Source organism: Saccharibacter sp. EH611 (assembly GCF_009834765.1).
Lineage (GTDB): Bacteria > Pseudomonadota > Alphaproteobacteria > Acetobacterales > Acetobacteraceae > Saccharibacter.
In genome coordinates this window covers 1-25,767 of the sequence record NZ_WVHP01000025.1, presented here as the reverse complement: position 1 = coordinate 25,767, position 25,767 = coordinate 1, and the positions used below count along the sequence as shown (strand labels likewise).

Sequence of the window (25,767 nt, the reverse complement as noted above, 5' to 3'; positions counted from 1 at the left end):
GCGTACTGTAGGGACTATGCTTATACGCGCGCAGTATTCATTCTCCAGCGACTGCATCAACATGCTCACCCGGACGACAGAACACCTTAACGGTTATGAGAACGACCTCATTTCTTGACTTGCCGCTCATTTTAAGATAGAAAAAGATAGAGTGCTTATTTTATTGCCTTCCTCACATTTTGGGACTCTCAACGGCGCATGCTTGCCCGTTCATAAGATGCACTATTGAGCGTCCAATTCGATCATCTCGTATCGATATAACGCGCTCCTGTCCCCTTCTAAGAACAGACCATCTCCCTTGACATCAAGAAGCACCAGCGCTTTCCATAGACCTCTATGGAGTTCTTGTTGATGTTAAATACGCGTTCTTATTTTAGTTCTGTCTGGCCCCCTTTACGCACAGTGACCTTTCTTCTCGCTTTACCCTTCTTATCAGCGCAGGCACGCCCAATCGCTCCTCAGACACACACGGATGACCGCACTATTGTCAGGCCAAGTGCCAGTCACCGCAATGCCTCTATCGCCTATCGAAGCGCTCTTATCCGCACGGGCTCCATCATTATGCTCAACGGCAATACCCTCGGCGATATAGATCGTAACGGCTCTATTCGTGGCCCTAATGGAAATTATTTAGGCAATCTGAGCACGAACGGCTCAGTCTTTAGCGCTCATGGTGTTTTGCTTGGTCATGTCAGTGCGGATGGCACCATGAACGATGCACAGGGACACGCTCATGGCAAAGCCGCAAGCCCAGCCCTAGCGGCATGGATGCTTTTGCAACATGCCCCATAACATCTGCACCACGGCCTCCACGCGTTGACAGAGCCCCCAAAGCATCATAGCTCAGAAAGACGTTATAGGGAGATCATGGAGTACCGCGATGCTGGCCACACGCCCTCTTATAGCAGCCCTGTTGAGCACCTGCCTTCTCGTTGGCACCGCCCCTGCATGGGCTCAATCTACGGGAACCATTACCGGGCCCAGCGGGAATTATCGTGGAGCGATTAGCCCCGATGGGATCATTCGTAACGCACAAGGCGGCTATCGCGGCCATCTCGGACGTGACGGTTCTATTGCTGGCCCAAACGGGGAATACTTAGGCACCTTTGGCCCTGATGGCTCCATGCGTGACGCAAATGGAGGCTATCTGGGGAGCCTCAATAGCGACGGCTCTGTTCGTGGCCCAAGTGGCAACTTGATTGGTGTCGTCAGCCCTGATGGCAGCGTGCATGATTCCATCGGAAGCTACCTTGGCTCCTCAGGCAATCAAGCTCTTGGCGCCCTCATGCTGCTTCACCACGCGCCATAACGCAGCCTTCCTCCTTCTACACGACGTTCGCCACTGCTCTCTTTAATCCTTCTTGCACCCTCAACAGAGCCTTTGAGGCAGATGAGCAGCGTAGGCTCATCTAATGCCCCACCACGCGCATGATGTATCAGCAACCATAGTCTGAGTAGCCCTCTTACAGCTTCTTACCTAGCCTTCCCCTTACCAAGGCGTCCCTAGGCGGTACCATAGCGGCCGCCAGATCCCACATTCCATGTGTCATATCCCCTTCCCGCCATTCATTCTCTTAGTAACCCCTTTTCCCGACATGCCAGGATGACTGCCCCATGAGTACCGAGATTATTGCCTTCACCCCCAATTATGAAAGCGCCCCGCCGTTTCAATGCCAAACATCCATTGCAGAAGGACTTGTTACCCTTTCTGTCACATGGAACATGGCCGCGGAACGCTGGTATATACGTGTTCAAAACAGCTCAGGCGACACATGGCTTTATCGCCCCTTAATTGGCTCACCCATGACCAATGACATCAACCTCATTAGCACCATCAGCACATCAAAGATTGTCTATCGCGCCGATAAAAGCGCTTTTGAAATTACATTATAAATAAGTTTGCAAAACGAAACAAAAATTACACCATAGGACGAAACTCATGAGCATTTCTAAGATTCTGGATAAAGCAGGCCGCACTCTCTTACAGCTCGGTTATGTCAACAGCCCCATCCTCCTCACAGGCGGCGTGGCAGACCGTATGGGCGGTACCGTGCCTATTATGCTCTATACACAATTCGTTGCTACCATTAATGGACTTATTTCTGGTGGTATCGGCGGAAAACTAAACCTTCCCGACCTCGATAATACATGGTGCCATTGGCAAGATAGCGGTAAAGGCGTTCTTCTAGAGAATGACGTTGCCACCTATCCTTTTGCCAACCAAACCGTCGCCGCAAATGCCCTTATCAGTAAACCAATCGGCATCTCCATGATCATGGTCTGCCCCCCGCGCGGCCCCGGCGCAATGGCTACCAAGCTCGCCACTATGCAGAGCCTTACCGCATTACTCAACAAACATTGCACTATGGGTGGTGAGTTTGTCATCATTACACCAGGGCAAATCTATACCAACATGTTGCTGACCAAAATTACCGACAGCTCCCCAAGCCCGACGACCCAACCAGGAAGCCAATATACCTTCGATTTTACCCGCCCCCTTACACAAAAAAGCGAAGCCGCCCAAAAGATGAGCACCTTAATGAAAAAAGCCTCCGGCGGTATGCCCGGAATTGGCGGCTGGGGCTCTGTTGGCACCGGAAATATTCTTGACCCCGTCCTTTCGGGAATAGGCGCTCTTTAAACAGCAGTTTTCTATAATCCAGTCTATACGAGAATATTAGACACTATTCTCCACTCCGTTTTCGTCCCGAAAGAGCCGCCATGCGTTATTACAACCTTTGCATTTACTCTCCACCACCCCCGAACCCTCTTGCCTATATACCGTTTTATAGGAAACAACTTGTCTTCATACTGTAAAGAAACAAACTCAAAGAGATGAGAATAATCATATATCAATGGATTTCCCTAATTCTCTCTAAAAACACTTCTCTTAACCACTCTACTCTTCTCGCCACTCCTTGTAATAAACCATAACGCATACGCTCAAGACGCCATAACGGGTTTGAACGGTAAATTCTCTGGGGCTATAAACCCCAGCGACGGTACAGTAACAAATTCTAACAGTCAGATAGTTGGAAAACTCCCCAACCGCACCATCGGGGCTCTTATGCTACTGGGCATTAGTCCATTACACTAACTTACGTGTATAAAACCTTCCTTCCTCTACGTCGGGAGGTTCTTTACCTCACTTTATAAGCAATATTCCCCCTTTGTATGTGTCAATGTCTATAGACATGCGTCAGTCAGCCACCGTCCATTCCATTTTATAGTATTTCAAGAAAAACCAATAAATAAGTTTCTTCTCATTCGCTCTTCCGCGTATTATGCCGTTTTTTATATTTTAGCATTACTATTATTGACGTCGATGTCTATTTAAAAACAACTTCAGATTGATTTTAAGCTTTTTACTTTCCTCTCCAAAAGGTTCTTCTATGAGTAGTTTCCGTAAAATCCCCCAAGCAGATGCCTTTACCCATGCCGCCCGCTATCATGCGTCCCGTGCGATGGATCATTTGCCTTCTATTTTGCCCGCATCACTTGTGGAAATGGAGGGACGGATCGCTATTGTACAAATTGAAGCAGATAGTCCAGTACCAATCCCACGGCTCCGTGTACCCTTACTGGAAAGTGAGTATATCCGTGCTCCTCTTCAACCGGGGTGTTTAGGTATGGTCATCACTGCCCATCTCACGCTTGGCATGATGACAGGCCTTGGTATCCGTCGCCCAACTATGGGGGAGCGCCCCGGTAACTTCTCTACTTGCGTGTTTGTCCCACTCTCCCACGCAGCATGGAAAAGGATGAATGGACAGTTCCTCAACCTCTACGGCGTTGAGGGCGTGCAGCTCACCCCCAGTTTAGGCCACCAAAACACCGTTCGTCTCACCCATGACGACATCACACTTTCCACAGGAAGTGCCAACGTAACGCTTTCTGGAGGGACGGTGTCCATTACTGGAGACCTCGTCATTAACGGGCAAGAATACAAAGCTCACACCCATAGTAACGGCCATAATGGCGCCCCCACAGGAGGTATCCTTTCATGAGAGTCTGGACACGCCAGCACCAACCCGATGGCACTCAACAATGGAAATCCGTCGACGATAAGCAAGCCAGCATTGCATGGCTCCAAAATGCGCTCCTACTCCAGCTTGGAGAATCTCATTTTTGGGCAGACTGGGGTTTGCCCGTCACACAAAATATAGTGACGCAGATCTGGCCAGACTATTATGTCAACCTTACTCAAAATCGCTTTTCAGACTATTTCGCCTCTTTACGCATTACCCATGACAGTACCTCTACGGAGGATAACCCTGTGTATCAAGTAGCCGCTATTTTCCCTGATGGGACGACATATCAGAACGGTAAAAAATCTTTCAATCAAAGCTTTAGCCAAACAGGCCCTTTCCATGGATCAAACTGACCTTTCCCCAACACTTCTTTCCCTTTTGGAAGAACGTTACCCTGGCCTCTTCTCTGCCCTGCTTAATAGCGGGGTAGAACCCACAGACCCGTCCACATTACGCGATCAACTGGTCACACATGCCGCCAAACTCAGTCCCGGTGTCACCACAGACCTCCCCGGCACGTTGATTGAAGACATGGCTTCCACCGCTGTCGGAGCGCTCCTTCAAATTGATCAAGCCAAGGTCGATCTCATTAACGCCATTTCCCCGCTTAATGTAACGTCTTCCATGCTGGATCAATTTGGTGAAATCTACGGTGTTAAACGTGGTGTAGGGGCCAACCCTTCAGCATATGTCACTTTCACAGGGACACCCGGTCTTTTCCTCGGAGCGGGTTTCCAAGTCAGTGATGGAACTTATTTGTATGAAACACAAGAGAATGTCACGCTTCCTGAAACAGGACGCCTGACCAATATTTACGTGCTCGCCATCAGTGCGGGGGAATATAGCATTCCCGCAGGCACGATTACGCAAGTTGTGAGCGGCCTTTCTGCATCGGTAACACTCTCAGTTATCAACCCACAGCCAGGAACGATTGGTGCACAGGAGGAAAGTGATGCCTCTTACCGTGCCCGTATTATCCAAGCTGGACAATCCACCACGCAGGGAACGCCCAACTTCATTAAAAGCTGTCTGCAAAAAGTACCCAATATCATTGAACGTTCTCTTTCCGTATCTATTAACCGTGATGTTGATGGTATTCCACAAGGCTATGCCATCACGGCCGATGGTGGCGACCCACAACAAATCGCTGGCGCTATTTATGAAAGTTGCTTCGATCTCCTGTCTCTTCAAGGCAGCACCAATACAGTCAGTAGTGCCACACAATCCAACCCATGCACGATCTCCACATCGCTCACCCACGGGCTAACGAATGGGCAGAATGTTACGATCAGTGGTGCACAAGGAATGGAAAGCATCAATGGTAGCTTCACCGCTACAGTACTTGATGCGTATCGCTTCACTATCCCGCTAGATACGAGCACAGCGCCTCTTTATCGCAGCGGAGGCTTTGTAGAAACTAATCCCCGTAATCTCACAGCGACTCTCCTTGACGGCACAGACCGATATGACATCCCATTCATCCGCCCGTTACAGCAGAAAGTGCGTTTGATTGTCCATTGGCAGACATCATCGGTCAATATCATTGATAATGACGCAGCAACACGCCTATGCGCCCCCAATCTAGCGGACTATATCAACAACCTCTCTGTCAATGAGCCTATCAATATCATGCAGCTCAGCACGGCTTTTGAAGCCGCTTTGCTCAAGATCATCCCCGGGAACCTCATCACCGAGCTCTCCTTTGAGCTGTATCTTGACGATATTCTGACTCTGCCCGCTCCAAAAGGGACAACCATAGCCGGTGATCCTCAAAGCTATTTCACCATCACCCCTGCTGATATTTCTCTTGTGAGGCGGTAATGCGCACAGACCTCATTGCCCCCGCTCACGCCTATCAGCAATTTTCTGATGATGCGAATATTGTCGCCTTCTTTAAAGCCTATAACCAGCTCGCCCAAGAATCCCTTTCATGGATGGTCACCCACCCCATGGCGCTCTATATCGGGCCAGCCTTGGAAGGCAATCTGCTCACATATTGTGCATTCTGTCTTTATGGACAATTCCGCTACCGTATCAGCTACACCGAGATTCGGAGTATCTCGGGTGAGATTGACGGCGCAGACATAGACCGCCTCACCATTGATGACACCGCTATTGATAAACATTATGACGGCAGTGCCATTAGTGATGATCTCTTCAAGCGTATCCTCACATGGAACTTTTATAAGGGGGATGGGCTAAACTTCTCTATCCCGTGGCTCAAACGCCGCATTATGCGTTTTCTCACAGGAGAGAATGGTCATGCTTGGCGCTTTAATAGCACTCACCCCGTTAGTGTGCGCTGTGTCGGCAAACGCGTCATCATCACCCTAGACCGCGCTGACTGGCCAGACGAACTAACCGCACTGCTTGGGCGCATCCTCACAAACGGCATCCTCAATGTGCCCCCCATGCGTACTTTTACCCTCAGCTTACACCCAGTCCCTCGCAATACGGACTTTGGTGGTGATATTCTGTAAGGACCCTTATGTCTCCTCAAAACACAACACCTAACTGGCACTCCTACATCGATACGGGAAATAGTGCTGATATTGTAAAATCCACCACTGTTGCTCAGGCAATTGGCAACAAAATAGACGCCATTAATGGACAAGCAACGGAACTTGCACTGGATACAAGTTCAACACTCGATGGCATGACCGTTGAAGAGGTTCTCGCACGGTTACGCACATTACACGATACTCTTGCAAGCCTTAATGACAGCGCTCCTCTTTCCGGTAGCGCTGGTCTAGTGAGCGAAGATCATCCCGGGATCGGCCTCCATACGCGCGGCAGTGATAATGCCGTTCTTTATGGTGACGGCATTAATGGATGGCGCCCTCTCGCACTCACTTCTGATCTACAGAATGAAAGCCAACGCGCACAACAAGCTGAAGGACAACTCGTCTCTGGAACCTACGGCATGGTTCAAGGAGATCATCCTGGACTTGGCTTACATACGCAAAACAATAGCGGTGCAGTGCTCTATAATGATGCGGCCAATGGTTGGCGCTATCTCGTCGTTGGTGAGGGCAACAACACAGACGGGGCCGTTCGTGCTGCTGTCTTTTCCACTGGGGCTAATGGCGATCGCTCTTCTCCCACCTTCATTGACAGTGATGGCCATTATATCGGGCTCCTGCCCGCTCAAAATCCTGTCGTCAATGGCACTCTCAACACTGACACGATTGCCTCTGTTGGCGGGGCGGCTGTCAGCGTGAGCTATAACAACGGGGGACGTGTAGCCTTCCAAAATGACGGAAATATGGTGGGGTACTCCCCTAGCAACGATGTTAATTTCGCATTAGGAACAGAGTCCTCCATTGTACAGGGCCCACTTGCCATCAATAGCGGTAAGTATGCGCTCACCCTCACCCCCACAACAATAGTCAATGGTTATCCGCGCGGCGCGATCGGTTGGACTGGATCGAACTGGTATCCCGGAGGAGACGGCGCGATCATCTGCCCCAGCGGCAATATGCTAATGGAAAGCAGCAAAAACAACGATCCGAGCTTTACGCAGCGCTTTACGGTTAATGCGTCACACGATACAGCTGTCACGTTTCCACAACAATTTAGTAACGACAACGTGCAAGTATCAGCGATTCCGCAAGATAGTGGGAATGATCATTTACACGTCATTAATTTCTTTGAAGTCAACCGCTTCCGCGTCATCATCAGCATCAATGTATGGACTGGAAGCAGCTTTACGAATCAAATCACCCCCATCCCGGTTATGTTTACAGTAACAGGAGCTAAATAAATGCCCAACAATCTTTATTACGTTATCGTTAAAGCGGGACAAGATCCCAACAAAACTCGCGAGATCATCGGCTGGAACCGTATCGACGTTCCTGAAGATGTCGAAGCTATCTTAATGCCAAGCATGGATGATGACCACTGGCCACCCATGCAGCAGGATTACACCCCCAAAGCACTTGAAGACGGCAAGATCGTCTCTTACGAACCGCCACCTTATGTAACACCATTACCAATGCAAGCTCAGAATGCTCTGCAAACAGTTCAGCAAAAAGCAACAATGGTTGCAGCGATGGGCGAAACGTTCGGCCCTAACATGCGTAATTATGTACAAATTTTACAGTCTATTGCTAACGGTTCAGACACTACTCAAACTCACCTTCCCACCCCTCCAGAAAATCCAAAACAATAAACGGTGAAAGGTCATTATTTTCAAATAAAATGCATTGAATATTATATATTAATCACTTTTTAGGAATAAAAAATCATGCCATACCGTTATACCAACCGTGCTAAGGCGCAGTTAGCACGCAGTATCACGTCGTATGATACAACCCTTACCCTTACCGCTGGATCAGGGAGCCTCTTTCCTTCCCCTCAACCTCCCAGCGACCTCTTTGCCCTTACGCTTGCCTCTGTTGAAAACCCCGATCAATTTGAAATATGCACAGTCCTCAGTCGCAATGGTGACACTCTTACCGTTCAACGTGGGCAAGAGAACACAACCGCTCAAGCCTTTAGCAGCGGAGATGTTGCCTCTCTCAATATGACAGCTGGCGTATTCGATCTCTTCCCACAAGCAGGCTATATGGGAGTGTACGACCAGACTATCGCTAATCGTATTGGGGGTTACCGAAAAAATGCGATTGTCTGTGATCCCAATATTACCGGCCTTTTCTGGATCAGTACTCAAGATGAAAACGCAACCACTCCCGGTAATGGTCTGGGCGGCGCATGGATCTCGTTCAATACCAATGACACCTACGTTTCCGGAACGTTAGGGATAGTGTCAGGAGACCTACAGGGAAAAGGCCTTCATACAGAAGGAAGCACCAATCGCGTCCTCTATAATGACCAACGCAATGGTTGGCGTTCTCTTGCCTTAACATCTGATCTCAATGCCGAAATTCAGCGCGCCGAGAACGCTGAAAGTCAACTTGTGTCCGGACAAGGCTATGGCGGCGATAATATTAATATTACACGTTTATGGCGTGGTCATGAAGGAATACCTTACATCCAAGACCAAAATAATAACATTATTGGATTGCAAGAATTAGGAGACTTCGCAACCCATAGCGACTTAAATACAGCGCTTTCGGATGTTGTTAGATCTCACCCTTACGATACTGACTATCAGCTCAACGAAATCGGCATCAATAAAACAACCGGAAGAATATGGGCTCATAATGATTCTAGTGGAAAATTTTTCTATGTGCAGCCGGAAGGTTCTTACATCACAAGTCACGGCTACTCTGACGGCGATCTAACACTCACCAACATATGGAAAGGCACAAACGGAAACCTTCTTGCCAATATCAATGACGGCTCTGTCATGCATATTGTTAAGGGCGATGGCTACGGTGGTAATGATATTAATATTACACGTATCTGGCGCAGTAGCAATAATGGCATTCCCTGCGTAGTCGACGAAAACAACCACCTCACCTACCTACAGGAAGCGGGTGATTTCGCAACGCACAGCGACCTCAACGCCGCAACACAGAACAAAGTCAATCGTTTTGGTGATACCATGACGGGTGACCTTCTTTTATCTGGCAATATATGGAACGGAAATTACTATGGTCGCACATTACGTAGCACTGTGGACGGGGCCTCGACACAAGCCAGCTTTCAACTTCTTGGCAATACAGGCCATGCAAGCGCAGCCCTCTCCGTTAGAGATGAAAACAACATAGACCATAGTTGGTTTTTTAATGCAGATAACAGCATCATTACACCAACAGGAGGCCTCGTCCCCACACTACAAGGACAAAGTAGAGGGGGAGATCAAGCCTTTTGGGCAAAGGCACGGCATGGAGATTGGATAGCTTTTCCACAACCTTTCACCAACTATCAAACAGACCAGAACAACAATAGTAACATTATTGTTTCAATGACCGTATTATCTGCATGGAATGATAATCAAGATGGAAACAATAATAACACTGTCATTGCCACTATCAACACTACGGACGATAACGGAAATATTGATATGAGCAATACAGGTTTCCGAGTCCGCCTTAACCACTTATTTACAGGAAAGCATGCTCTAGCGTCTTACATGACAGACCCCGTATGGCTCGCTATCCGTGCCGTCAGTATCTAAGGATATACTATGAATACCGAAACAGAAAAAAAATCGTCTCCCACCCCCATAGATCAAAGAAAAGATACATGGCCTAACCGTTATTATGGTGTCATTTTAAATGAGAAGGAAAGACCCCAGCAAATTACTGGATGGTACGATACGTGGGATATGAATTACGACGACACAATTTTTCCTCCCACCACTCAAATGATTCCCCTCACGACAGAACAATGGGAATGGCATTTTTTTTCGGGGAATAGTCAAGCTCAAATCAATGATGACGGAAGCATTTCACCATATAACCCCCCACCTTTACCGCCTCCGCCGCTGAAAGTACAAGCCCAAAGCTCTCTACAAGATGCACAACAGCAAGCCAGCATGGTTTCAGCAATGGGTGAAACCTTTGGCCCCAAAATGCGCGATTATGTGCAATCTTTACGTGCTATTATCAATGGTTCAGATACGACAAGCACAGCTTTACCCACTGCACCTTCTAACCCAACACAATAAAGAAGGTCTTCATACATGACCGATCTCTCTGATCCTAATACTCTTCCCTTAGCCAAATCGTCTCAACCACTTAACCGCATCCTTGGCGCTCAAACAGATGAAAGCGGCGTGGCCTCTTACGCCTTATTTCCTCTTCATGTGTTAGACCAAGGGAGCGGGGTTATTACCAAAATTTCTGTCTCACAAGAAGATATTACAGCCGGACAAACCAGTAATGGAACTTTATATGTTCAAAGCCAAGACGGACAAGTCCATACATCAACGGTAAGCTTTCCCGCAGGAGCAAAAGGCGACAAGGGCGACCCTGGCCCCCAAGGGCCTGCTGGCCCTCCAGGGGAAAGCGGTGACTTTGCAACATCTTTACAGCTAAGTAATGAATCACAAATTCGTGCAGATACCGATAATAACCTCAATGCAGCAATCTCTGATATTCAAAACTCCAAGATAAACCGCTCTGGAGATACACTTACAGGAGCTCTGTATTCAACAGGAACATTTAATCCATCAAAAAATGTCTATGCGACTCAACCAATTGGCGCTGCATTAGAAGGAGAGAAATTCTACCTTCAGCTCGTCAATGATAACAACACTGGTTATACGTCCGGACGACTGGTCTTACGTGATGGCGGTGGAAACTTCCATCTTCCAATCCAAATCGATAATTATGACCAAACCATTATTAATGGCAAGCTCAACGTTACGGGCAATACGAGCTTTCACAGCCCTGTCCTTTCTCAAGGAACATACCAACAAGGGAATCTTGAACTCACTCAGCCGATTGGAGCATCTCTTAACGCAGAGCAGTTTTTTCTTCAGCTTGTTAATGATGCCAATGCGGGCGTAACAACTGGCCGCTTAGTCTTACGTGATGGTGGTGGAAATTATCATACCCTTCTCAGCGCAGATACGAAAGGTAATATCACCACCGAACGCGGAACCCATTTTCTAGAAGGCGTAGACACGGGTAATGGTCATGTCACTCTTGAGAATATAGGCTCTGCCTCTGGCAAAACTCTTGCAACGCTTGACGACGTCGCCAGCAAAGTCAATCGTTTTGGCGATACAATGCCTGGAAACCTCATCTATGAATCAGATGTCACTGTTTCCCCTTGGGCCGCAACACCGCAAAGCATTTTCAGATTTCAAAAATCGAAGGCATTAGGAGCAATTTTTGGCCAAATTCGTAATGATGGAAACTTCCAAACATTACTCTATGCTCAGAACGTAGATGGCACCAACAAAGCGTGGGGCTTCCGTTCGGACGACGGGCGCATTACCACACCAAGCGGCCATATCCTTCTTGAAGCTGATGATGTAGGGAATGGCCGGGTTACTGTGCAAAATATCGGTTCTGCATCGGGAAAAATCCTTGCAACTACCGACGATACTGCCGCCCTTGACAGTGCTAAGCTCAGCCGCTTTGGTGATACGTCCTCTGGAGGACTTATACTAGACGCCGGGAATACCTACGGGTCATGGGAAGGCTCTCCACAAATTCAATACAAAATTGGCGGTGGTTTTTGCTCAGTCTGGGGGCAAGTGAAAGACGATAGCAATATGCGTCTTGTTCTGGGGGGTAATAATCCGGGACAAATTTACCAATCTTGGCAATTCAACCCGGCACAAAAAACAATCACAACACCAACGGGTAACAATGTTCTCGAGACAGGCAACACAGGTGCGCCACGTATGCGACAATGCTTTCGCGTGCAAGTATCCAACGGGGGCCTCATCACATGGCCAATCGCTTTTGCGCGTGATGACCTCGTCGTAGCCAGTTTTTCTCCTCAAGATAATGGAAATGGGCAACTCCACATCGTCAACTATTTTTATAGTACCTTACCCAATCGTTTTAATTGTCAAGTCGCAATCGAAACGATTGATAAAAACAATTCTGGTCAGATTCAAGCAGAAACGACCCCAGTCACAATTGATGTAACCGTTGAAGGATGGGCTGCATAATGACATCCCCCAATACACCCCTATCCCACGACACGCACCAGCCAATTATATTGCCACAGCTGAGCATATTTGTCGTATTAGTGCATTCTGATGCCGAACCGACAAAGCCAGCCAGAATTGTTGGGTGGGACATTCTACATTACGACGAAGGCACAGAACCACCGTCCTATAAAACACCAGAAGGGTATAAGGCATTCTATCTTCCAGATATGACCCAAGAAACATGGGACGACATACAGTATAACCAAAATGGTCTTGGCGGATGTGCCGCATATTTTGAAGGAAAGATTATTCCCTTCACCCCGACACCCTACATTCCGCCCTTAAAAGACCAAGCACAGACATCTCTACAGGCTGTTCAACAACAGGCCAGTATGGTGTCGGCCATGGGCGAGAGTTTTGGCCCTAAAATGCGCGATTACGTACAAGTCTTGCGTGCTATTGTTAATGGCTCAGACACAACCAGCACTGTTCTACCAACAGCGCCTTCTGAGCCAACACAATAAGAAATGCCCTTGTCCTATTTTATTGCGGCCAACGTGCCTCACCTAACATCATAACTCCTCTCTCCTGACACTTTTATGAGACTTTATCATTATGTCCCGATTATCACGGGCACGCACGCTTCCTGTCCCCATCGACCCGACAGTCAGCCTGCAATGGCCCGATAAACTCAAAAGCGACACGCTTGATTATGCCCTTGACCCGTCTCTCTGGCTCCAAGATAGCGGTGATCTCTTAGACGCTATTGACGTTACTCTTCCGCCACAAAGTGGTCTGACCCTTCTTTGGTGGGGCGTTGTCGAGGGCAAGGCTGCCATAGCCCTCACAGGAGGAACACCTGGTTTAACGACGATCAGCATGACACTTTTTACCACAGCGGGACGGCAGCACACGCTTAATGTTACATTAAATATACAAAACGATAATACAACATTTTTAGCGCCTGCCCCTCTTCGCTTGCCTGGTAATTACTGCCTCCCTCCCTCATCCCTTTCCAATAACGGCACTGTTCTTACGCTCGAAGACGGTTCTCCACTCACTTTATGAGACTGTTATGACAGATTCTTCCACACAGACATCCACCACGCCTACTTCAATATCATCCAATCCTCCCCAAACAGCCCCCATTACCAGCCTTCCTCGTTACGATACGCCTTCAGAAGATGATGCCGTTCTCGGTTTAATCTCATCTGATCCGACCGCTGCTCCTCATGCAGCATTAATCCCACATTCAGCGCTGCAGCGTGGCCCCAAGGGAGATACGGGACTTAGTGCGTATCAGCTTGCTGTCATGCAGGGCTATACAGGCTCCCTCAACGATTGGATCGCAACTCTCCAAGGATCAGCCGGGCCACAAGGGCCAACTGGCCCCAAAGGAGACACGGGGCCAATAGGAAATACAGGCCCAGCAGGCTCAAAAGGAGACCAAGGCCCCCAAGGCCCTACCGGCCCTCAAGGCGAAACCGGCCCAGCAGGGCCGAAAGGAGACCAAGGCCCTCAGGGCACCGTCGGCCCGGCCGGTCCTGCCGGCCCTAATGGGAAGCCAGGCCCCCAAGGCCCTACCGGCGTCCAAGCCTCACTTGGCTCTATCAAAAACACCTCTGAAGACGGTGTCGTCGCCACCTTTTTCCGCATTACATGCGATGGAGGTGCCGGCAACCAAGAAGAAATCGCTTATCCCAATGGTCTTTCTTTCCAAGTACCTCCTTTCATCCAGCTTACAACACACATTGTTCCCCTAAACTGGGATGGAAGTCCCATTTCTCCTGTCAGCGATACAGGAAGCTCTTCAACATCTGGGCCTCGCATTATCGCCGTCGGCAGGAAAAGCTTTATCTTTCAACATCCTACGGGATGGCCTGGCTTTAGCAAAGAAGCCACCTCATTCGTTCTTTGGGGCATCCCCGAAACCTCACAAAAAGGAACAGCATCATGACCGATCAAATCTTTGGTGGCCATAATTTTGGTGACCCTGAGCACTCAGACCCACAATTTTCCATGAGTAATATGGCCTCAACCATTGCACAAAATGAACTCACCACTTTTCGTGACGCGTTAGAAGATCACGTCGTTCAACGGCTTTGTGGCCCGCAGACTCTAGCCTATTACCGAGCGTTAAAAAATTTAGCCAATGCCCAAAAAGCGTGGGGGGAACTTCCCTCTGCTCCTGCATCTCTCGACCAATAACACCACCCGCTGAGGTGGTTTTTTTATAAGGACACTCACTTCCCATGATTGATACTGACTGCGCCAAACGCGGCGAAGTCAATGAGCTCCGCGACCGTGTGGTCACTCTCGAAACCAAGCAGAAATACGCTCAAGAAAGCATTCAATCGCTCTCTGACAAAGTCAGCGCCGTCGCCTCACAAATGAATGATGGCTTTGCCAAAATCTCCCAACAAATGACCGAGATGAACAACCGCAAGACCATGCTTCTCACCGTCGCAGGTGGTGCAGGCGGCGGCATTGCCGTTGGGCTATTTGAGCTCTGCAAACGCAGTTTTGGATGGTAGCTATGGCTTCCTCTCTTCCTCGCGGTATCCGCAACCATAATCCCGGCAATCTCAATTATGTTGGCCAAGCCGGCGCCCATAAAGAGCCGGGGCCCCACGGGCGCTTCGCTGTATTTCCCACCGCTCAAGACGGCCTCCGCGCATTGCGAGACCAACTCCTACGCTACCAGCAGCGTGATGGGATCGACACTATTGACGGCATCATTGCTAAATGGGCGCCACCTTCTGACGACAATAATACCAATGCTTATACTCAAACGGTGGCCTCGCATCTCAATGTAAAACCCACCGCACCCCTTGGCCCTCTCACACCTGACCGACTAGCGGCCCTTATGCACGCCATTATACGGGTCGAAAATGGCCAAGACCCTTACGGCCCCCTCGTCAATACCATCGCTCAAGAGACCGCCTGCTGAGGCGTTTTTTATGTCTGGAGACTTTATGGACATCACCTCTTTTCTTGACCTCTTACCTAACAATATCGGCCTGATCGTTACCGGTGTGATTATTGCCTGCAAGCTTATCACGATCAGCGTACGCCCCCCTGCCAGTAACTCACGCTGGGAGCTCATTTATCGTGCTGTTAGTACGGTCGCACTCAATATTGGATGGGCGACCAATCGTTTCCAAGCCGGACGTCGCGACGGTCTATCACAGCCCAAAAAATGACGCTCTCTCATGAATAAACCCGGAGAACTCAATAACTCCGGGACGCACCATTTTCATCACACATATAAGGATACTCCCCCATGACCACCGCTTCTGACGTCATTACGTCCCTTGAAGGCCTCATTGAGAGCGCCCTAGGTTCAAGCGAAAATGCCTCAACCAAAACACGCATCCATGCCATTGCTTCGGTCATCGGTTCACTCGGTGACGAATTCGCCCCCTTACTCGAGAGAACATTCGATCTCAATGCTCTCCTGAACGCCATCCAACAAGTTGAAAATGGCATCACAGAAACTGAAGAAGGCGTGCACAACCTCCTTCATGTATTAGAGAAGAAAAACACAGCAACACAGCCCAACACCACGCCACACACCGTAGCATAGCGCACCGTTTGGGAGAGCTCCTTAAGCTCTCCCAATCCCTAAAAAACGAGACCAACATTTTTTATCATGTGAGTATATATATCAAGAAAGTATATAATCTTTATGACCCCTTATATAATCGCAGGAATCATATTTCTATTAACCGTTGCGGCTTCGGCAGGTGTTACGTTCGCTTACCGTGCAGGCCGCAATAGTGCACGCGTCCGTTCTGAACAGCAAGACGCCAGCGACGCTACCCAAAGTGCAGAAGCTGCTCAACAGATGCTTGACGCCCGCACAAACGGTATCCGCAGTGATAGTTCCTTGCTAACGACACTCGATAAAGGAGATTTCTGATGAAACTCATTCTCCTTTACACATCCCTCCTCACTCTCACCAGCTGTACTCCCACACGATACACACCACTCTGTCCAGCGGTCGTCCATTATACAATACAAGAAGACAAACAGGCCGCAACAGAGCTGCGCTCTCATCCCGATCTACAAAAAATTTCTGAAATGTTAAGAGATTACGGTAACGAAAGAAATGAAATCATAACGATATGCCCTAACTCCGCTTCTCATCGACCTAAAGCCACCTCCTAAACTGAGGCCCTCTTGATTGTATTACATATCTTATCCACGCTCCGTAAGAAGGGCATAGCCTTATCTACTCCCCGTCTAGCAATAACCATTATATTTTAGCTATGCATTCTGCATCCTAGAACCACAATAATATTTTACTTTCTAGGTGAAGACAAACATCTGAGAGAATCTTCATTTGTCTAGTGCGTAAGCCTATCACCCTGCCAAAGATTCAGCATTATCCGTGGTTTTTCTCGCAAATAAAATATCTCGGGCGAACTGCCAAGAATAAAGAAGTCACATCAACCTCTCGATGATTATGTACGTCGTCTTCATAACGCCCTAATAACCTTAGCGAGGGCAGCTCACGCTGTTTCCTATTGTTATAAAAACACCCCAACGACAAGAAACTTTCTCATATTTTATCGGCAAACCCTACAAATATGTTCTCATAATAAAAATTTTTCTATATATCTTGCCTATCCTTCTATCTTTCAAGACAAGTTGATGATCGTAAAAAACGTCCACCCATAGTAAATGCTCTGGAAAAATAGCACTTGAAACAAAAAGATAATTAGACCATCATAAGACTTGTAACGGTTTACCTTTAATGATGGCCTTGGTTCTATTCCATGTTTACTAAAGACATATTAACAATCATTGATGCCCTAACGCTTCCCGAGATTCTCTTCGTTATAGCTGTTTCGTGTGCCGTTCTTCTCTCCTTATTTATCTTGTCTATTATCTTCTTAAAATATCATATGGCTGTTTACGGAATGAATGACCAAGGCCTCGACATACTCAATGCCAATATGGAAAAATGGAAAAAAAGCAGGGCACTCCATAGCGAACAGCACTCCTAACATACCAAAACGGTTTACCGCTCTTTATAGAACAGTAAACCGCCCTGAAGCCTTATGATGCAATGCTTTGCTGATATGTGATGGTAAAGCGCTTTAGCTGTGCTTCCCACTCTGTTTGGTCATCGTCATCGGACAAAACGACCGTATCTACGCCACAGCGTCTCAAAAATGCCGCTTGGTCAGGCAATACGTGCCCTGTAACACGGATTTCCTCCTTATAGTCTTCATATTCCCGCAGAGAGCGCGCTTGCGTAAAAGCACGCCCATCACGAAAAATGGGAAAATGAAGCACAACTAGCGTTATCTGTGCCAAAAAGGGACGCAAAGCCTCAACAGACTCATCGGGTTCTAACGCAACAGCATACGCTTCGGGGTGCTCTTTGAGTTCCGCCAAGGAGACAGGATCTGCCTCCTCCGCAGGAATAATATGCTGCTGACTCAGGTTAAACAGTTTCATAAGCCACCTCCTTAAAGGGTGCTTTCCCCAAACGTGTCACCATCTCTAGGAAACTTTCCTGCTCATTGCGATGAGCGAGATAATGGTCGATTATGCGGGCAATCGCCGCCACAGCATCATCTTCACTCAAGGCCGGCCCCAAGATCGCACCGATTGACGCGTGATCCCCTGCCTGTCCCCCAAGCAGAATTTGGTAAAACTCAGAGCCCCGCTTATCGACGCCCAAAATACCAATATGCCCCGCATGATGATGCCCACAGGCATTAATACAGCCTGAAATATTGATACTCAACGCACCAATCTCTTCTTGCAAGCGTGCATCGCCAAAACGTGCGCCTAGCTTACGCGCTAGAGGCAGAGACCGCGCATTGGCCAGTGTGCAATAATCCAAGCCAGGACAACTCACAATATCCCCTGCAAGGCCGATATTCGGTGCCGCAAGGTTAAGCTCTTTTAGCCCCTGCCACAGCGCATAGAGCTGATCTTTCCGCACATGACCCAGCACAATATTCTGCAAATGCGTTACCCGAAGCTCACTAAAAGCAAAGCGTTCTGCAATGTCTGCGAGACCGTCCATCTGCTCAGCCGTCACATCCCCGGGAATATCCCCGGGCGTTTTAAGCGATACAGTGGCGATACTATAGCCTTCATCAAAATGAGGGTGTGTATTGCTCTGCACCCACCGCGCAAAATCAGGGTCTTCTTTTTGATGCTGTGCCAACACAGCATCCGCATCATCAACAGCATGCAGTTCAGGAGCGGCAAAGCGAGCACGAATAGCTGCCACACGCTCCGGTGTTAGACGATAATGGGAAAGATCCATCTTCGCCAGTTCAGCCTTTACGGCCTCACGGAACGGCTCAATACCAATCGTCTGAACCAAAATCTTGATCCGTGCACGATAGAGGTTATCACGCCGTCCATAGGCGTTATAAACACGCAACGTCGCCTCAAGCGTCGCTAATAATTCGGCTTCTGGCACGCTGTCGAACAATTCTTGCCCCACAACAGGCGTTCGGCCCAAACCACCCCCAACAAAGACCCGAAAAAGCGGCCCATTCTCACTCGGACGTGCCAATAATCCAATATCGTGGAAGCGCGCGGCAACGCGGTCTTCGGGACTTCCTGAAATCGCGATTTTGAACTTCCGAGGCAGAAACGTAAATTCAGGATGAAGCGTCGACCATTGACGCAAAATCTCCGCATGCACACGTGGATCCATCAGCTCATCACGCGCCGCACCCGCATATTCGTCAGATGTAATATTACGGATGCAGTTACCACTCGTTTGAATGGCATGCATGTCCGCTTCGGCTAAATCACGCAAAATAGCTGGAGCGTCTTCCAGAGCGATCCAATTAAACTGAATATTTTGCCGTGTGGTAAAATGCCCGTAACCACGGTCATACCGTTGTGCCACATGGGCTAATTTACGCAGCTGCCGGCTATCTAAAATCCCATACGGAATCGCAACGCGCAGCATATAAGCGTGCACTTGCAGATAGATGCCATTCATCAAACGCAGCGGTTTGAACTCTTCCTCACTCAACGCCCCACTAAGCCGACGCTTCACTTGGTCTTCAAATTCCGCAATACGTTCTTGTAAAAACTCCCGATCACGGGACTCATACGCGTAATGTCCAACAGGCTGTTTCATGAGGAGGCCTCCGGTTGTGGGGCATAAGAAAATTCAGGATGAACAGTCGGGCCAAAGGCACGAATATGCTCTTTCATACTCACCGGCTGAGGCGGCGCCCCTTTACGGGCCACAACGGGATACACACCCATAACCCCCTGACGAGCCGCCTGAGCGGTCGCCTCTTCTAACGCAGCCGCGCTTTCTTCTGCCGTTAAGCACGTAGCCTGAGCAACACGATCAAACCATCGCCCATCTTGACCGCGCCAGACAATTCGTCCGTCCAGCAAACGAGCCGCCGTCAATAAGACACACTCATCGGGACTGAGATGTGACAAGCGCTTCATCAAGCCTCCTCCTTCGACGCAAAAGCGTTAAACGCTGGGAACGCGCCTACACCACGATGATGCACCACCTCCCCTATAATCATCAATACCGGACTACTGAGCCCTTCTTCTTGCACCCGTTGGGGCATAGTCCTTAGTGTGCCCGTCACAACATGTTGGCCAGTGCAAGTTCCACGATACACCACCGCCATCGGCCAGCTATCCGGTAGGCCATGCGCCATAAGTTGCCGGCACAGAACACCAATCTGTCCCAACCCCATATAGACAACAACCGTTTGTCCCGGTTGCGCTAAGCTCGGCCAATGCAGATTCAACACCCCATCAGCACGCGCATGACCCGTCACAAACACGCAACTTTGAGCACAATCGCGATGAGTCAGCGGTATCCCAGCCGCAGCACCACAACCGCTCGCCGCTGTCACACCAGGGATCACACGCACAGGGATATTATGGGCAAGGAGCGCTTCCATCTCCTCCCCACCGCGGCCAAAAATAAAGGGATCACCGCCTTTAAGGCGCAAAACCCGCTCCCCACGCTGCGCGCGCCGTAATAATTCCGCCTCAATATCGCGCTGTGGCAGCGTATGATGACTCGCTTTCTTCCCAACATAGACACGCTCGGCATCCCGCCGCACACGGTCTAGGATACGATCCGATACGAGATTGTCATACAGCACGCTATCGGCATTCTGCATCAAGCGCAACGCCGCTAAGGTCAGCAGGTCAGGATGGCCCGGCCCAGCTCCCACAAGCCACACCTCGCCTTGACGCTCCCGCCCTTCTACAAGCGCCTGCAAGCTTTCACGCGCCCGCTCATGCTCTCCTGCTAACGCGGCTTCATACCCCACGCCATCTAGGAACGCTTCCCAGACGCGACGACGCTCATCCACCTCCGGTAATGCTTCTTTTATCCAACCCCGCTGCGCCTGCATAAAGCGCGCCGCCTCTCCTAAGCTTGAGGGGAGAAGCTCCTCCAACTTTTGTCGTAGGCGTCGCGCTAACACAGGCGACGCTCCTTCCGTCGTGATCGCAACTTGCACAGGTGTACGATCCACAAAAGCAGGAGTGATAAAACTCGATACGGCTTGGTCATCCACCGCGCAAACCGGGACACGTTGCTGATGTGCATATTCAGCGACACGTTTATTCAGAGCGTCATCATCCGTGGCGGCAAAACCCAGCGCCATCTGCGGCAAAAGCGCCCGCAAAGCCCCGTCCTCAATGGGGTCGTCCCGCCATTGCACGATCCCCTGATCAACCGACCGGCGAATCTCCGACGTAATACGAGACGCCCAGACATGAATATGCGCACCACGACCGAGAAGAAGGCGGAGCTTATTGGTTGCAATAGCCCCCCCACCGATCAGCAGAACCTGACACTGATCTAACCGCAAGGCGATGGGAAGATAAGAAGCGTTTGTCATCATCACAAAGAAGAGAATGCGCTATTACGCGCAAAAATCAACATTTTATGACGGTATTTTTAAAAAATACCATTGTTCATCGTGTGATGATGATAATCACTCTTAAATAGTAAACGAAAGAGGCGCTTGATGAGGGCGCTCTAAGCCAGATTTTTCGGCCTGTAAGAGCAAATCACTCAACGTCATCTCGCCAAGATGCGCATCCACCTTTGTGTTCAACATCCCCCAGAACGGCGCGATAACCTTTTCAAAAAGTGGATTTTCGACTCCTTTGCCGCCTCTCAAGGTTTCCTCAACCCCAACGGCACGCGCAATATCACGCAGCACGATCACACGAGGGGAGCGCGCCAAACGGTACCCACCTTTAGGCCCACGCACACTATCCAACAAATTAGCCCGTGAAAGAGCCTGAAGCACGGGCTCAATACCACGGCGCAGCAACCCACTCCGCTTGGCAATATCAGCCCCACTTACCACACCTGACCGCCCAGCATAGAAGGCCACGTCTAGCATAATTGACAAGGCAGTCAGAATACGGTCACTCTTAAGATACATGGTTAAACTCATCTGCTCAGAAAGATCTCTCTATTTATACGATATTTCATCGTCAAAAGTGAAATAGTTTAGTAGACTGTGCAGAAAATGTTCCTCTTTGGTAGGAGAAACCACATGACACATCGCTCTTCCTCCCCTTCGCAGAGTCCTTTTCCACTCTCCGATACTCCTTTCGCACAACCACGCGGGCGCGTGTACCCCTCGTTCGTTGAGACGGTTGGTGGTACGCCACTTGTCGGCCTCCCACATTTAACCGAACGTGAAAATCTGCACGCCCATATCCTACTAAAGCTCGAATTTTTCAATCCCCTCGGCTCCGTAAAAGACAGAATCGGCGTCGCGATGCTTCGTGATGCTCAAGAGCGAGGGATCATTAGCCCACATCACTCCACTCTTGTGGAACCAACATCGGGGAATACCGGCATTGCCCTTGCTTTTGCCGCAGCCTCCATGGGCTATAAGCTCATCGTCACTATGCCTGAAAGTGCCTCCATCGAACGTCGCAAAATGATGACGCTGCTTGGTGCCACCCTCAAGCTCACCCCAGCCGCTAAGGGCATGCGAGGCGCGATTGAAGAAGCAGAAGAGATTGTGCGCAAAACAGACAATGCATGGATGCCTAGCCAATTCCAAAACCCGGCTAACCCCCATATTCATGCTACCACGACGGCTGAAGAAATCTGGCAAGATACAGACGGCGCCGTTGATGTCGTCATTGCCGGCCTCGGAACGGGTGGAACGGCCTCCGGCATCGCGCAAGCCCTCAAAAAGCGCAAAAAGGGGCTTGAGGTCATCGGTCTTGAACCGATGGAAAGTGCCATTCTCAATGGTGACGAACCCGGGCCCCATGGCATCCAGGGGATTGGCGCGGGCTTTAAGCCCGAAACACTCGACCTGACCGCCATTGACCGCGTGATCCCTGTGGCAGAACATGATGCTCTTGCGACATCACGCCTCTGTGCCCGCACAGAAGGGCTTCCCATTGGGATCTCCTCCGGTGCCTCGCTCTTCGCAGCTATGACCCTCGCACGCGAAGAACGCTATCATGATAAAATCATCGTCGCCATCGCTCCTTCTTTTGCCGAGCGTTATCTCTCCACCCCACTTTTCTCTGGGTTGTAAGACCAATACCCCCGCCTGTTCTCGTAGAAAGACTGGGCGGGGGATCATGTGACAGTGCACACGCCATCTAACGCATCAGTATCAAACAAGACACTCCGACCTCTCGACGATCGTCATCTGTGTGCCGAACAACAGACTGATCAGATATAAGAGCGCTTTCTCTGCTCTATAATGACGAACCAGTTTGTACTTCCCCTAGAGAGACGTCTTCATCAGGTACGTTCCATAACGCAATGCAAGACTACCACTAGCGACACGGCTATAAGCTTAAAAAAAGTCGTTCTTAGTAAGACGCAAGCCCCGCTTCAATATCGGGAATTTCCTTACAAGCCTCCAAATACTGTCCATCACACGCTTTATGGAGCCAGCGTAAAGCTTGCCCACCGACAAAACCCGCATCAGCCAATTGCGTGATTAAAAAAATCGCACGATCTAAATCATGCGCCTGCTGGGGATGCCGATAATAGTGAGCGCCTATGCGAAATTTTTCTTCCGGTGAAGAGTGCAGCGTCACCTTTTCTAAATCTTCTTTCTCACTCTCCGTCATCACCCCCTGTGTTGAGGAAAGCTTTTTGAGGCACCACTATAGATTCCGCCTGAGCACAATGGATCATGTGCCCTGATAAAAGGCCTCCGACAACAAAACCACTAAGAGTAACGCTCAGCCACAATAGAGAAGATGAAAAAATCTGCATTATTATTTCGTATTCAAAATATGAAAGACATAGATTAAGGGCTCTCTTATTTTCCAAAAAGAGCCCTTAACACACTATCTCAGGAATAATAGAGGCGTATTATTCCGCTGTATAGCCACCATCAATAACAAGTTCAGAAGCTGTTACAAACTTGGATTCATGGGAAGCAAGATAGAGAATGCCATAAGCAATATCATCCGTATCACCCAAATGCCCCAACGGATGAACCGCTACGAGACGATCATACGCCTCTTTATCCGTGCGAGTAAGTTCTTCCACCAATGGTGTCCAAATGTAGCCAGGGCACACATTATTCACACGAATATTATAGCCTGAACGCGCACAATGCAGCGCAGCAGACTTCGTAAACATTTTCACGCCGCCCTTTGTTGCCCCATAAGCGGTCAGGTTAGGGATACCAACAAGACCAGAGCTGGAACACATATTGATGATGGAACCGCCCTCCTTGCCGTTCTCTTTCATCAATTCAATGGCATATTTTGTTCCCAAAAAGACACCATCAAGATTGATCGACTCAACACGACGCCAATCTTCGAGAGAAGTCGTTTCGACCGTTCCCTCATACGCAATACCAGCATTGTTGACAGCGATATCAAGACGGCCATCATGCTGCTTAATCGCAGCCATGACTTTTTTCCAGTCTTCTTCTTTGGCGACATTCAATGGTAGAAAGCAAGCCTTACCGCCAGCCTCTTCAATTTCCTTAACCGTTGCCTGCCCTGCTTCTGCATTAAGATCACCTAAAATGACCTTGGCCCCTTCTTTGGCCAAGCGCACGGCTGTCGCTTTACCAATCCCCATGGCGCCACCAGTGACAAGAGCAATTTTACCTGAAACGCGTCCCATTGGTCATCTCCATCATCATATTAAGATGGCCCTACGGTAACGCTGATAAGAGAGAATACGTTGATTTAAATCAAAAGGTAAAAAATTCATATAATAAAAAAACCCCTCCGAAGAGGGGTTGAAATAAGGGTAAGCGAGGGGACCTGGCGGCGACCGACTTTTCCACTCATCGAGGAGCAGTATCATAGGCGCTGGGGGTTTTGACGGCCGAGTTCGGGATGGGATCGGGTTTGGAGCCCCCGCCATAGCCACCAGGTCTTCCCGCTCACCCTGTAAGGTGATGGGAGTGTTGGTTGGTGTTTTTTGAAGAGAGTGTGACTGACTACTGTGCATGTGTTTTGATGTGTGAGAGATATGGGCGATTAGGATCAGTTAGCTTCATACGTTGCCGCACTTCCACACCTGACCTATCAACGTCCTGGTCTTGGACGGCCCTGTGAGACCTTGTTTTAAGGCTGGTTTCCCGCTTAGATGCTTTCAGCGGTTATCCATTCCGAACTTAGCTACCCGGCTGTGCCACTGGCGTGACAACCGGTGCACCAGAGGTTCGTTCATCCCGGTCCTCTCGTACTAGGGACAAATCCTCTCAAGTCTCTTACACCCACGGCAGATAGGGACCGAACTGTCTCACGACGTTCTAAACCCAGCTCACGTACCACTTTAATCGGCGAACAGCCGAACCCTTGGGACCTGCTCCAGCCCCAGGATGTGATGAGCCGACATCGAGGTGCCAAACCTCCCCGTCGATGTGAACTCTTGGGGGAGATCAGCCTGTTATCCCTAGAGTACCTTTTATCCGTTGAGCGATGGCCCTTCCACGAGGGACCACCGGATCACTATGGCCGACTTTCGTCTCTGCTCGAGCTGTCACTCTCGCAGTCAGGCAGGCTTATGCCATTGCACTCAACAGTCGGTTTCCGACCGACTTGAGCCTACCATCGCGCGCCTCCGTTATCCTTTGGGAGGCGACCGCCCCAGTCAAACTGCCTACCATGCAGGGTCCCGGACCAGGCTTACTGGTCTCGGTTAGATATCAGAAGAGTTGGGGGTGGTATTTCAAGGATGACTCCACCAAGACTGGCGCCTTGGGTTCAAAGTCT

30 protein-coding genes and 2 rRNA genes are annotated in these 25,767 nt (G+C 49.4%); 23 read left to right on the top strand and 9 right to left on the bottom strand.

Annotation, left to right across the window (positions count from 1 at the left end; genetic code table 11):
* Window positions 1-351 precede the first annotated feature (351 nt).
* The 22 genes from GS535_RS09685 (at window position 352) to GS535_RS09580 (ending at window position 16,474) form a co-directional block, all read left to right on the top strand.
* On the top strand, window positions 352-792 hold the full coding sequence (locus GS535_RS09685) for a hypothetical protein (RefSeq protein WP_160792852.1): 441 nt from the start codon (window positions 352-354) through the stop codon (window positions 790-792).
* 88 nt (window positions 793-880) lie between these two features.
* The gene (locus tag GS535_RS09680) at window positions 881-1,309 is read left to right on the top strand and encodes a hypothetical protein (protein WP_160792853.1); all 429 of its coding nucleotides are present in this window, start codon (window positions 881-883) and stop codon (window positions 1,307-1,309) included.
* Window positions 1,310-1,614: 305 nt separating this feature from the next.
* On the top strand, window positions 1,615-1,893 hold the full coding sequence (locus GS535_RS09675; protein ID WP_160792854.1) for a hypothetical protein: 279 nt from the start codon (window positions 1,615-1,617) through the stop codon (window positions 1,891-1,893).
* Window positions 1,894-1,939: 46 nt separating this feature from the next.
* Window positions 1,940-2,641 (top strand): hypothetical protein, encoded by a 702-nt coding sequence (locus tag GS535_RS09670; RefSeq protein WP_160792855.1) that lies wholly within the window; start codon window positions 1,940-1,942, stop codon window positions 2,639-2,641.
* 751 nt (window positions 2,642-3,392) lie between these two features.
* Window positions 3,393-4,007 carry a hypothetical protein gene (locus tag GS535_RS09665; protein ID WP_202401672.1) on the top strand — a complete coding sequence of 205 codons (615 nt, stop codon included), beginning with the start codon at window positions 3,393-3,395 and terminating at the stop codon, window positions 4,005-4,007.
* Window positions 4,004-4,384 carry a hypothetical protein gene (locus GS535_RS09660; RefSeq protein ID WP_160792856.1) on the top strand — a complete coding sequence of 127 codons (381 nt, stop codon included), beginning with the start codon at window positions 4,004-4,006 and terminating at the stop codon, window positions 4,382-4,384. The genes GS535_RS09665 and GS535_RS09660 overlap by 4 nt, the downstream gene beginning before the upstream one ends.
* Window positions 4,371-5,852, top strand: coding sequence for a baseplate J/gp47 family protein (locus GS535_RS09655; RefSeq protein WP_160792857.1), 1,482 nt, complete (start codon window positions 4,371-4,373; stop codon window positions 5,850-5,852). The genes GS535_RS09660 and GS535_RS09655 overlap by 14 nt, the downstream gene beginning before the upstream one ends.
* Window positions 5,852-6,511 carry a hypothetical protein gene (locus GS535_RS09650; protein WP_160792858.1) on the top strand — a complete coding sequence of 220 codons (660 nt, stop codon included), beginning with the start codon at window positions 5,852-5,854 and terminating at the stop codon, window positions 6,509-6,511. Before GS535_RS09655 ends, GS535_RS09650 begins: the two co-directional genes overlap by 1 nt.
* Window positions 6,512-6,519: 8 nt before the next feature.
* Window positions 6,520-7,794, top strand: a complete 1,275-nt coding sequence (locus GS535_RS09645; RefSeq protein ID WP_160792859.1) for a hypothetical protein — start codon at window positions 6,520-6,522, stop codon at window positions 7,792-7,794.
* Window positions 7,795-8,202 carry a hypothetical protein gene (locus GS535_RS09640; protein ID WP_160792860.1) on the top strand — a complete coding sequence of 136 codons (408 nt, stop codon included), beginning with the start codon at window positions 7,795-7,797 and terminating at the stop codon, window positions 8,200-8,202.
* Between the two features lie 75 nt (window positions 8,203-8,277).
* On the top strand, window positions 8,278-10,116 hold the full coding sequence (locus GS535_RS09635; RefSeq protein WP_160792861.1) for a hypothetical protein: 1,839 nt from the start codon (window positions 8,278-8,280) through the stop codon (window positions 10,114-10,116).
* Between the two features lie 9 nt (window positions 10,117-10,125).
* Window positions 10,126-10,608: a hypothetical protein gene (locus GS535_RS09630; protein ID WP_160792862.1), complete on the top strand. Its 483-nt coding sequence runs from the start codon at window positions 10,126-10,128 to the stop codon at window positions 10,606-10,608.
* A 15-nt stretch (window positions 10,609-10,623) separates the two neighbouring features.
* A complete protein-coding gene (locus tag GS535_RS09625; RefSeq protein ID WP_160792863.1) occupies window positions 10,624-12,570 on the top strand; it encodes a hypothetical protein in 1,947 nt (648 codons plus the stop codon).
* Window positions 12,570-13,076 (top strand): hypothetical protein, encoded by a 507-nt coding sequence (locus GS535_RS09620; protein ID WP_160792864.1) that lies wholly within the window; start codon window positions 12,570-12,572, stop codon window positions 13,074-13,076. Before GS535_RS09625 ends, GS535_RS09620 begins: the two co-directional genes overlap by 1 nt.
* 91 nt (window positions 13,077-13,167) lie before the next feature.
* Window positions 13,168-13,620, top strand: coding sequence for a hypothetical protein (locus GS535_RS09615; protein WP_160792865.1), 453 nt, complete (start codon window positions 13,168-13,170; stop codon window positions 13,618-13,620).
* Window positions 13,621-13,627: 7 nt separating this feature from the next.
* Window positions 13,628-14,509, top strand: coding sequence for a collagen-like protein (locus GS535_RS11240; RefSeq protein WP_160792866.1), 882 nt, complete (start codon window positions 13,628-13,630; stop codon window positions 14,507-14,509).
* Window positions 14,506-14,760: a hypothetical protein gene (locus GS535_RS09605; RefSeq protein WP_160792867.1), complete on the top strand. Its 255-nt coding sequence runs from the start codon at window positions 14,506-14,508 to the stop codon at window positions 14,758-14,760. The genes GS535_RS11240 and GS535_RS09605 overlap by 4 nt, the downstream gene beginning before the upstream one ends.
* 44 nt (window positions 14,761-14,804) lie before the next feature.
* Window positions 14,805-15,086, top strand: coding sequence for a hypothetical protein (locus GS535_RS09600; RefSeq protein WP_160792868.1), 282 nt, complete (start codon window positions 14,805-14,807; stop codon window positions 15,084-15,086).
* A 2-nt stretch (window positions 15,087-15,088) separates the two neighbouring features.
* Window positions 15,089-15,502 carry a structural protein P5 gene (locus tag GS535_RS09595; RefSeq protein ID WP_160792869.1) on the top strand — a complete coding sequence of 138 codons (414 nt, stop codon included), beginning with the start codon at window positions 15,089-15,091 and terminating at the stop codon, window positions 15,500-15,502.
* Window positions 15,503-15,512: 10 nt separating this feature from the next.
* Window positions 15,513-15,755 carry a hypothetical protein gene (locus tag GS535_RS09590; protein WP_160792870.1) on the top strand — a complete coding sequence of 81 codons (243 nt, stop codon included), beginning with the start codon at window positions 15,513-15,515 and terminating at the stop codon, window positions 15,753-15,755.
* An 80-nt stretch (window positions 15,756-15,835) separates the two neighbouring features.
* The gene (locus GS535_RS09585) at window positions 15,836-16,138 is read left to right on the top strand and encodes a hypothetical protein (protein WP_160792871.1); all 303 of its coding nucleotides are present in this window, start codon (window positions 15,836-15,838) and stop codon (window positions 16,136-16,138) included.
* A 102-nt stretch (window positions 16,139-16,240) separates the two neighbouring features.
* Window positions 16,241-16,474 (top strand): hypothetical protein, encoded by a 234-nt coding sequence (locus GS535_RS09580; protein ID WP_160792872.1) that lies wholly within the window; start codon window positions 16,241-16,243, stop codon window positions 16,472-16,474.
* 1,142 nt (window positions 16,475-17,616) lie between these two features.
* Here GS535_RS09580 and GS535_RS09575 read toward each other — a convergent pair.
* From GS535_RS09575 to GS535_RS09555, 5 genes are all read right to left on the bottom strand, one after another.
* Window positions 17,617-18,021 carry a DUF934 domain-containing protein gene (locus tag GS535_RS09575; protein WP_160792873.1) on the bottom strand — a complete coding sequence of 135 codons (405 nt, stop codon included), beginning with the start codon at window positions 18,019-18,021 and terminating at the stop codon, window positions 17,617-17,619.
* Entirely contained in the window at window positions 18,008-19,678 is a 1,671-nt protein-coding gene (locus GS535_RS09570) for a nitrite/sulfite reductase (RefSeq protein WP_160792874.1), read from the bottom strand. The genes GS535_RS09575 and GS535_RS09570 overlap by 14 nt, the downstream gene beginning before the upstream one ends.
* Window positions 19,675-20,004 (bottom strand): DUF2849 domain-containing protein, encoded by a 330-nt coding sequence (locus GS535_RS09565; protein ID WP_160792875.1) that lies wholly within the window; start codon window positions 20,002-20,004, stop codon window positions 19,675-19,677. Before GS535_RS09565 ends, GS535_RS09570 begins: the two co-directional genes overlap by 4 nt.
* The gene (cysG, locus tag GS535_RS09560) at window positions 20,004-21,431 is read right to left on the bottom strand and encodes a siroheme synthase CysG (protein WP_202409342.1); all 1,428 of its coding nucleotides are present in this window, start codon (window positions 21,429-21,431) and stop codon (window positions 20,004-20,006) included. Before cysG ends, GS535_RS09565 begins: the two co-directional genes overlap by 1 nt.
* Window positions 21,432-21,530: 99 nt before the next feature.
* A complete protein-coding gene (locus tag GS535_RS09555; RefSeq protein ID WP_160792876.1) occupies window positions 21,531-21,983 on the bottom strand; it encodes an Rrf2 family transcriptional regulator in 453 nt (150 codons plus the stop codon).
* 114 nt (window positions 21,984-22,097) lie between these two features.
* On the opposite strand from GS535_RS09555, the gene cysK reads away from it, so the two are divergent.
* Window positions 22,098-23,105: a cysteine synthase A gene (gene cysK, locus GS535_RS09550; protein ID WP_160792877.1), complete on the top strand. Its 1,008-nt coding sequence runs from the start codon at window positions 22,098-22,100 to the stop codon at window positions 23,103-23,105.
* A gap of 283 nt (window positions 23,106-23,388) precedes the next feature.
* Here the strand turns inward: cysK and GS535_RS09545 are convergent, their stop codons facing one another.
* The 4 genes from GS535_RS09545 to GS535_RS09530 all read right to left on the bottom strand — a co-directional run.
* Entirely contained in the window at window positions 23,389-23,619 is a 231-nt protein-coding gene (locus tag GS535_RS09545) for a hypothetical protein (protein ID WP_237442274.1), read from the bottom strand.
* A gap of 280 nt (window positions 23,620-23,899) precedes the next feature.
* Window positions 23,900-24,667, bottom strand: coding sequence for a glucose 1-dehydrogenase (locus tag GS535_RS09540; protein ID WP_160792879.1), 768 nt, complete (start codon window positions 24,665-24,667; stop codon window positions 23,900-23,902).
* A gap of 141 nt (window positions 24,668-24,808) precedes the next feature.
* Window positions 24,809-24,923: ribosomal RNA gene (gene rrf / locus GS535_RS09535) — 5S ribosomal RNA — on the bottom strand.
* Window positions 24,924-25,009: 86 nt separating this feature from the next.
* Window positions 25,010-25,767: ribosomal RNA gene (locus GS535_RS09530) — 23S ribosomal RNA — on the bottom strand; the annotation flags it as partial.

What these genes read in the sequence shown, in the direction of transcription:
- GS535_RS09685 (WP_160792852.1), top strand. Translation starts at nt 352, where the DNA reads ATGTTAAATACGCGTTCTTATTTTAGTTCTGTCTGGCCCCCTTTACGC.
- GS535_RS09680 (WP_160792853.1), top strand. Translation starts at nt 881, where the DNA reads ATGCTGGCCACACGCCCTCTTATAGCAGCCCTGTTGAGCACCTGCCTT.
- GS535_RS09675 (WP_160792854.1), top strand. Translation starts at nt 1,615, where the DNA reads ATGAGTACCGAGATTATTGCCTTCACCCCCAATTATGAAAGCGCCCCG.
- GS535_RS09670 (WP_160792855.1), top strand. Translation starts at nt 1,940, where the DNA reads ATGAGCATTTCTAAGATTCTGGATAAAGCAGGCCGCACTCTCTTACAG.
- GS535_RS09665 (WP_202401672.1), top strand. Translation starts at nt 3,393, where the DNA reads ATGAGTAGTTTCCGTAAAATCCCCCAAGCAGATGCCTTTACCCATGCC.
- GS535_RS09660 (WP_160792856.1), top strand. Translation starts at nt 4,004, where the DNA reads ATGAGAGTCTGGACACGCCAGCACCAACCCGATGGCACTCAACAATGG.
- GS535_RS09655 (WP_160792857.1), top strand. Translation starts at nt 4,371, where the DNA reads ATGGATCAAACTGACCTTTCCCCAACACTTCTTTCCCTTTTGGAAGAA.
- GS535_RS09650 (WP_160792858.1), top strand. Translation starts at nt 5,852, where the DNA reads ATGCGCACAGACCTCATTGCCCCCGCTCACGCCTATCAGCAATTTTCT.
- GS535_RS09645 (WP_160792859.1), top strand. Translation starts at nt 6,520, where the DNA reads ATGTCTCCTCAAAACACAACACCTAACTGGCACTCCTACATCGATACG.
- GS535_RS09640 (WP_160792860.1), top strand. Translation starts at nt 7,795, where the DNA reads ATGCCCAACAATCTTTATTACGTTATCGTTAAAGCGGGACAAGATCCC.
- GS535_RS09635 (WP_160792861.1), top strand. Translation starts at nt 8,278, where the DNA reads ATGCCATACCGTTATACCAACCGTGCTAAGGCGCAGTTAGCACGCAGT.
- GS535_RS09630 (WP_160792862.1), top strand. Translation starts at nt 10,126, where the DNA reads ATGAATACCGAAACAGAAAAAAAATCGTCTCCCACCCCCATAGATCAA.
- GS535_RS09625 (WP_160792863.1), top strand. Translation starts at nt 10,624, where the DNA reads ATGACCGATCTCTCTGATCCTAATACTCTTCCCTTAGCCAAATCGTCT.
- GS535_RS09620 (WP_160792864.1), top strand. Translation starts at nt 12,570, where the DNA reads ATGACATCCCCCAATACACCCCTATCCCACGACACGCACCAGCCAATT.
- GS535_RS09615 (WP_160792865.1), top strand. Translation starts at nt 13,168, where the DNA reads ATGTCCCGATTATCACGGGCACGCACGCTTCCTGTCCCCATCGACCCG.
- GS535_RS11240 (WP_160792866.1), top strand. Translation starts at nt 13,628, where the DNA reads ATGACAGATTCTTCCACACAGACATCCACCACGCCTACTTCAATATCA.
- GS535_RS09605 (WP_160792867.1), top strand. Translation starts at nt 14,506, where the DNA reads ATGACCGATCAAATCTTTGGTGGCCATAATTTTGGTGACCCTGAGCAC.
- GS535_RS09600 (WP_160792868.1), top strand. Translation starts at nt 14,805, where the DNA reads ATGATTGATACTGACTGCGCCAAACGCGGCGAAGTCAATGAGCTCCGC.
- GS535_RS09595 (WP_160792869.1), top strand. Translation starts at nt 15,089, where the DNA reads ATGGCTTCCTCTCTTCCTCGCGGTATCCGCAACCATAATCCCGGCAAT.
- GS535_RS09590 (WP_160792870.1), top strand. Translation starts at nt 15,513, where the DNA reads ATGTCTGGAGACTTTATGGACATCACCTCTTTTCTTGACCTCTTACCT.
- GS535_RS09585 (WP_160792871.1), top strand. Translation starts at nt 15,836, where the DNA reads ATGACCACCGCTTCTGACGTCATTACGTCCCTTGAAGGCCTCATTGAG.
- GS535_RS09580 (WP_160792872.1), top strand. Translation starts at nt 16,241, where the DNA reads ATGACCCCTTATATAATCGCAGGAATCATATTTCTATTAACCGTTGCG.
- GS535_RS09575 (WP_160792873.1), bottom strand. Translation starts at nt 18,021, where the DNA reads ATGAAACTGTTTAACCTGAGTCAGCAGCATATTATTCCTGCGGAGGAG.
- GS535_RS09570 (WP_160792874.1), bottom strand. Translation starts at nt 19,678, where the DNA reads ATGAAACAGCCTGTTGGACATTACGCGTATGAGTCCCGTGATCGGGAG.
- GS535_RS09565 (WP_160792875.1), bottom strand. Translation starts at nt 20,004, where the DNA reads ATGAAGCGCTTGTCACATCTCAGTCCCGATGAGTGTGTCTTATTGACG.
- cysG (WP_202409342.1), bottom strand. Translation starts at nt 21,431, where the DNA reads ATGATGACAAACGCTTCTTATCTTCCCATCGCCTTGCGGTTAGATCAG.
- GS535_RS09555 (WP_160792876.1), bottom strand. Translation starts at nt 21,983, where the DNA reads ATGTATCTTAAGAGTGACCGTATTCTGACTGCCTTGTCAATTATGCTA.
- cysK (WP_160792877.1), top strand. Translation starts at nt 22,098, where the DNA reads ATGACACATCGCTCTTCCTCCCCTTCGCAGAGTCCTTTTCCACTCTCC.
- GS535_RS09540 (WP_160792879.1), bottom strand. Translation starts at nt 24,667, where the DNA reads ATGGGACGCGTTTCAGGTAAAATTGCTCTTGTCACTGGTGGCGCCATG.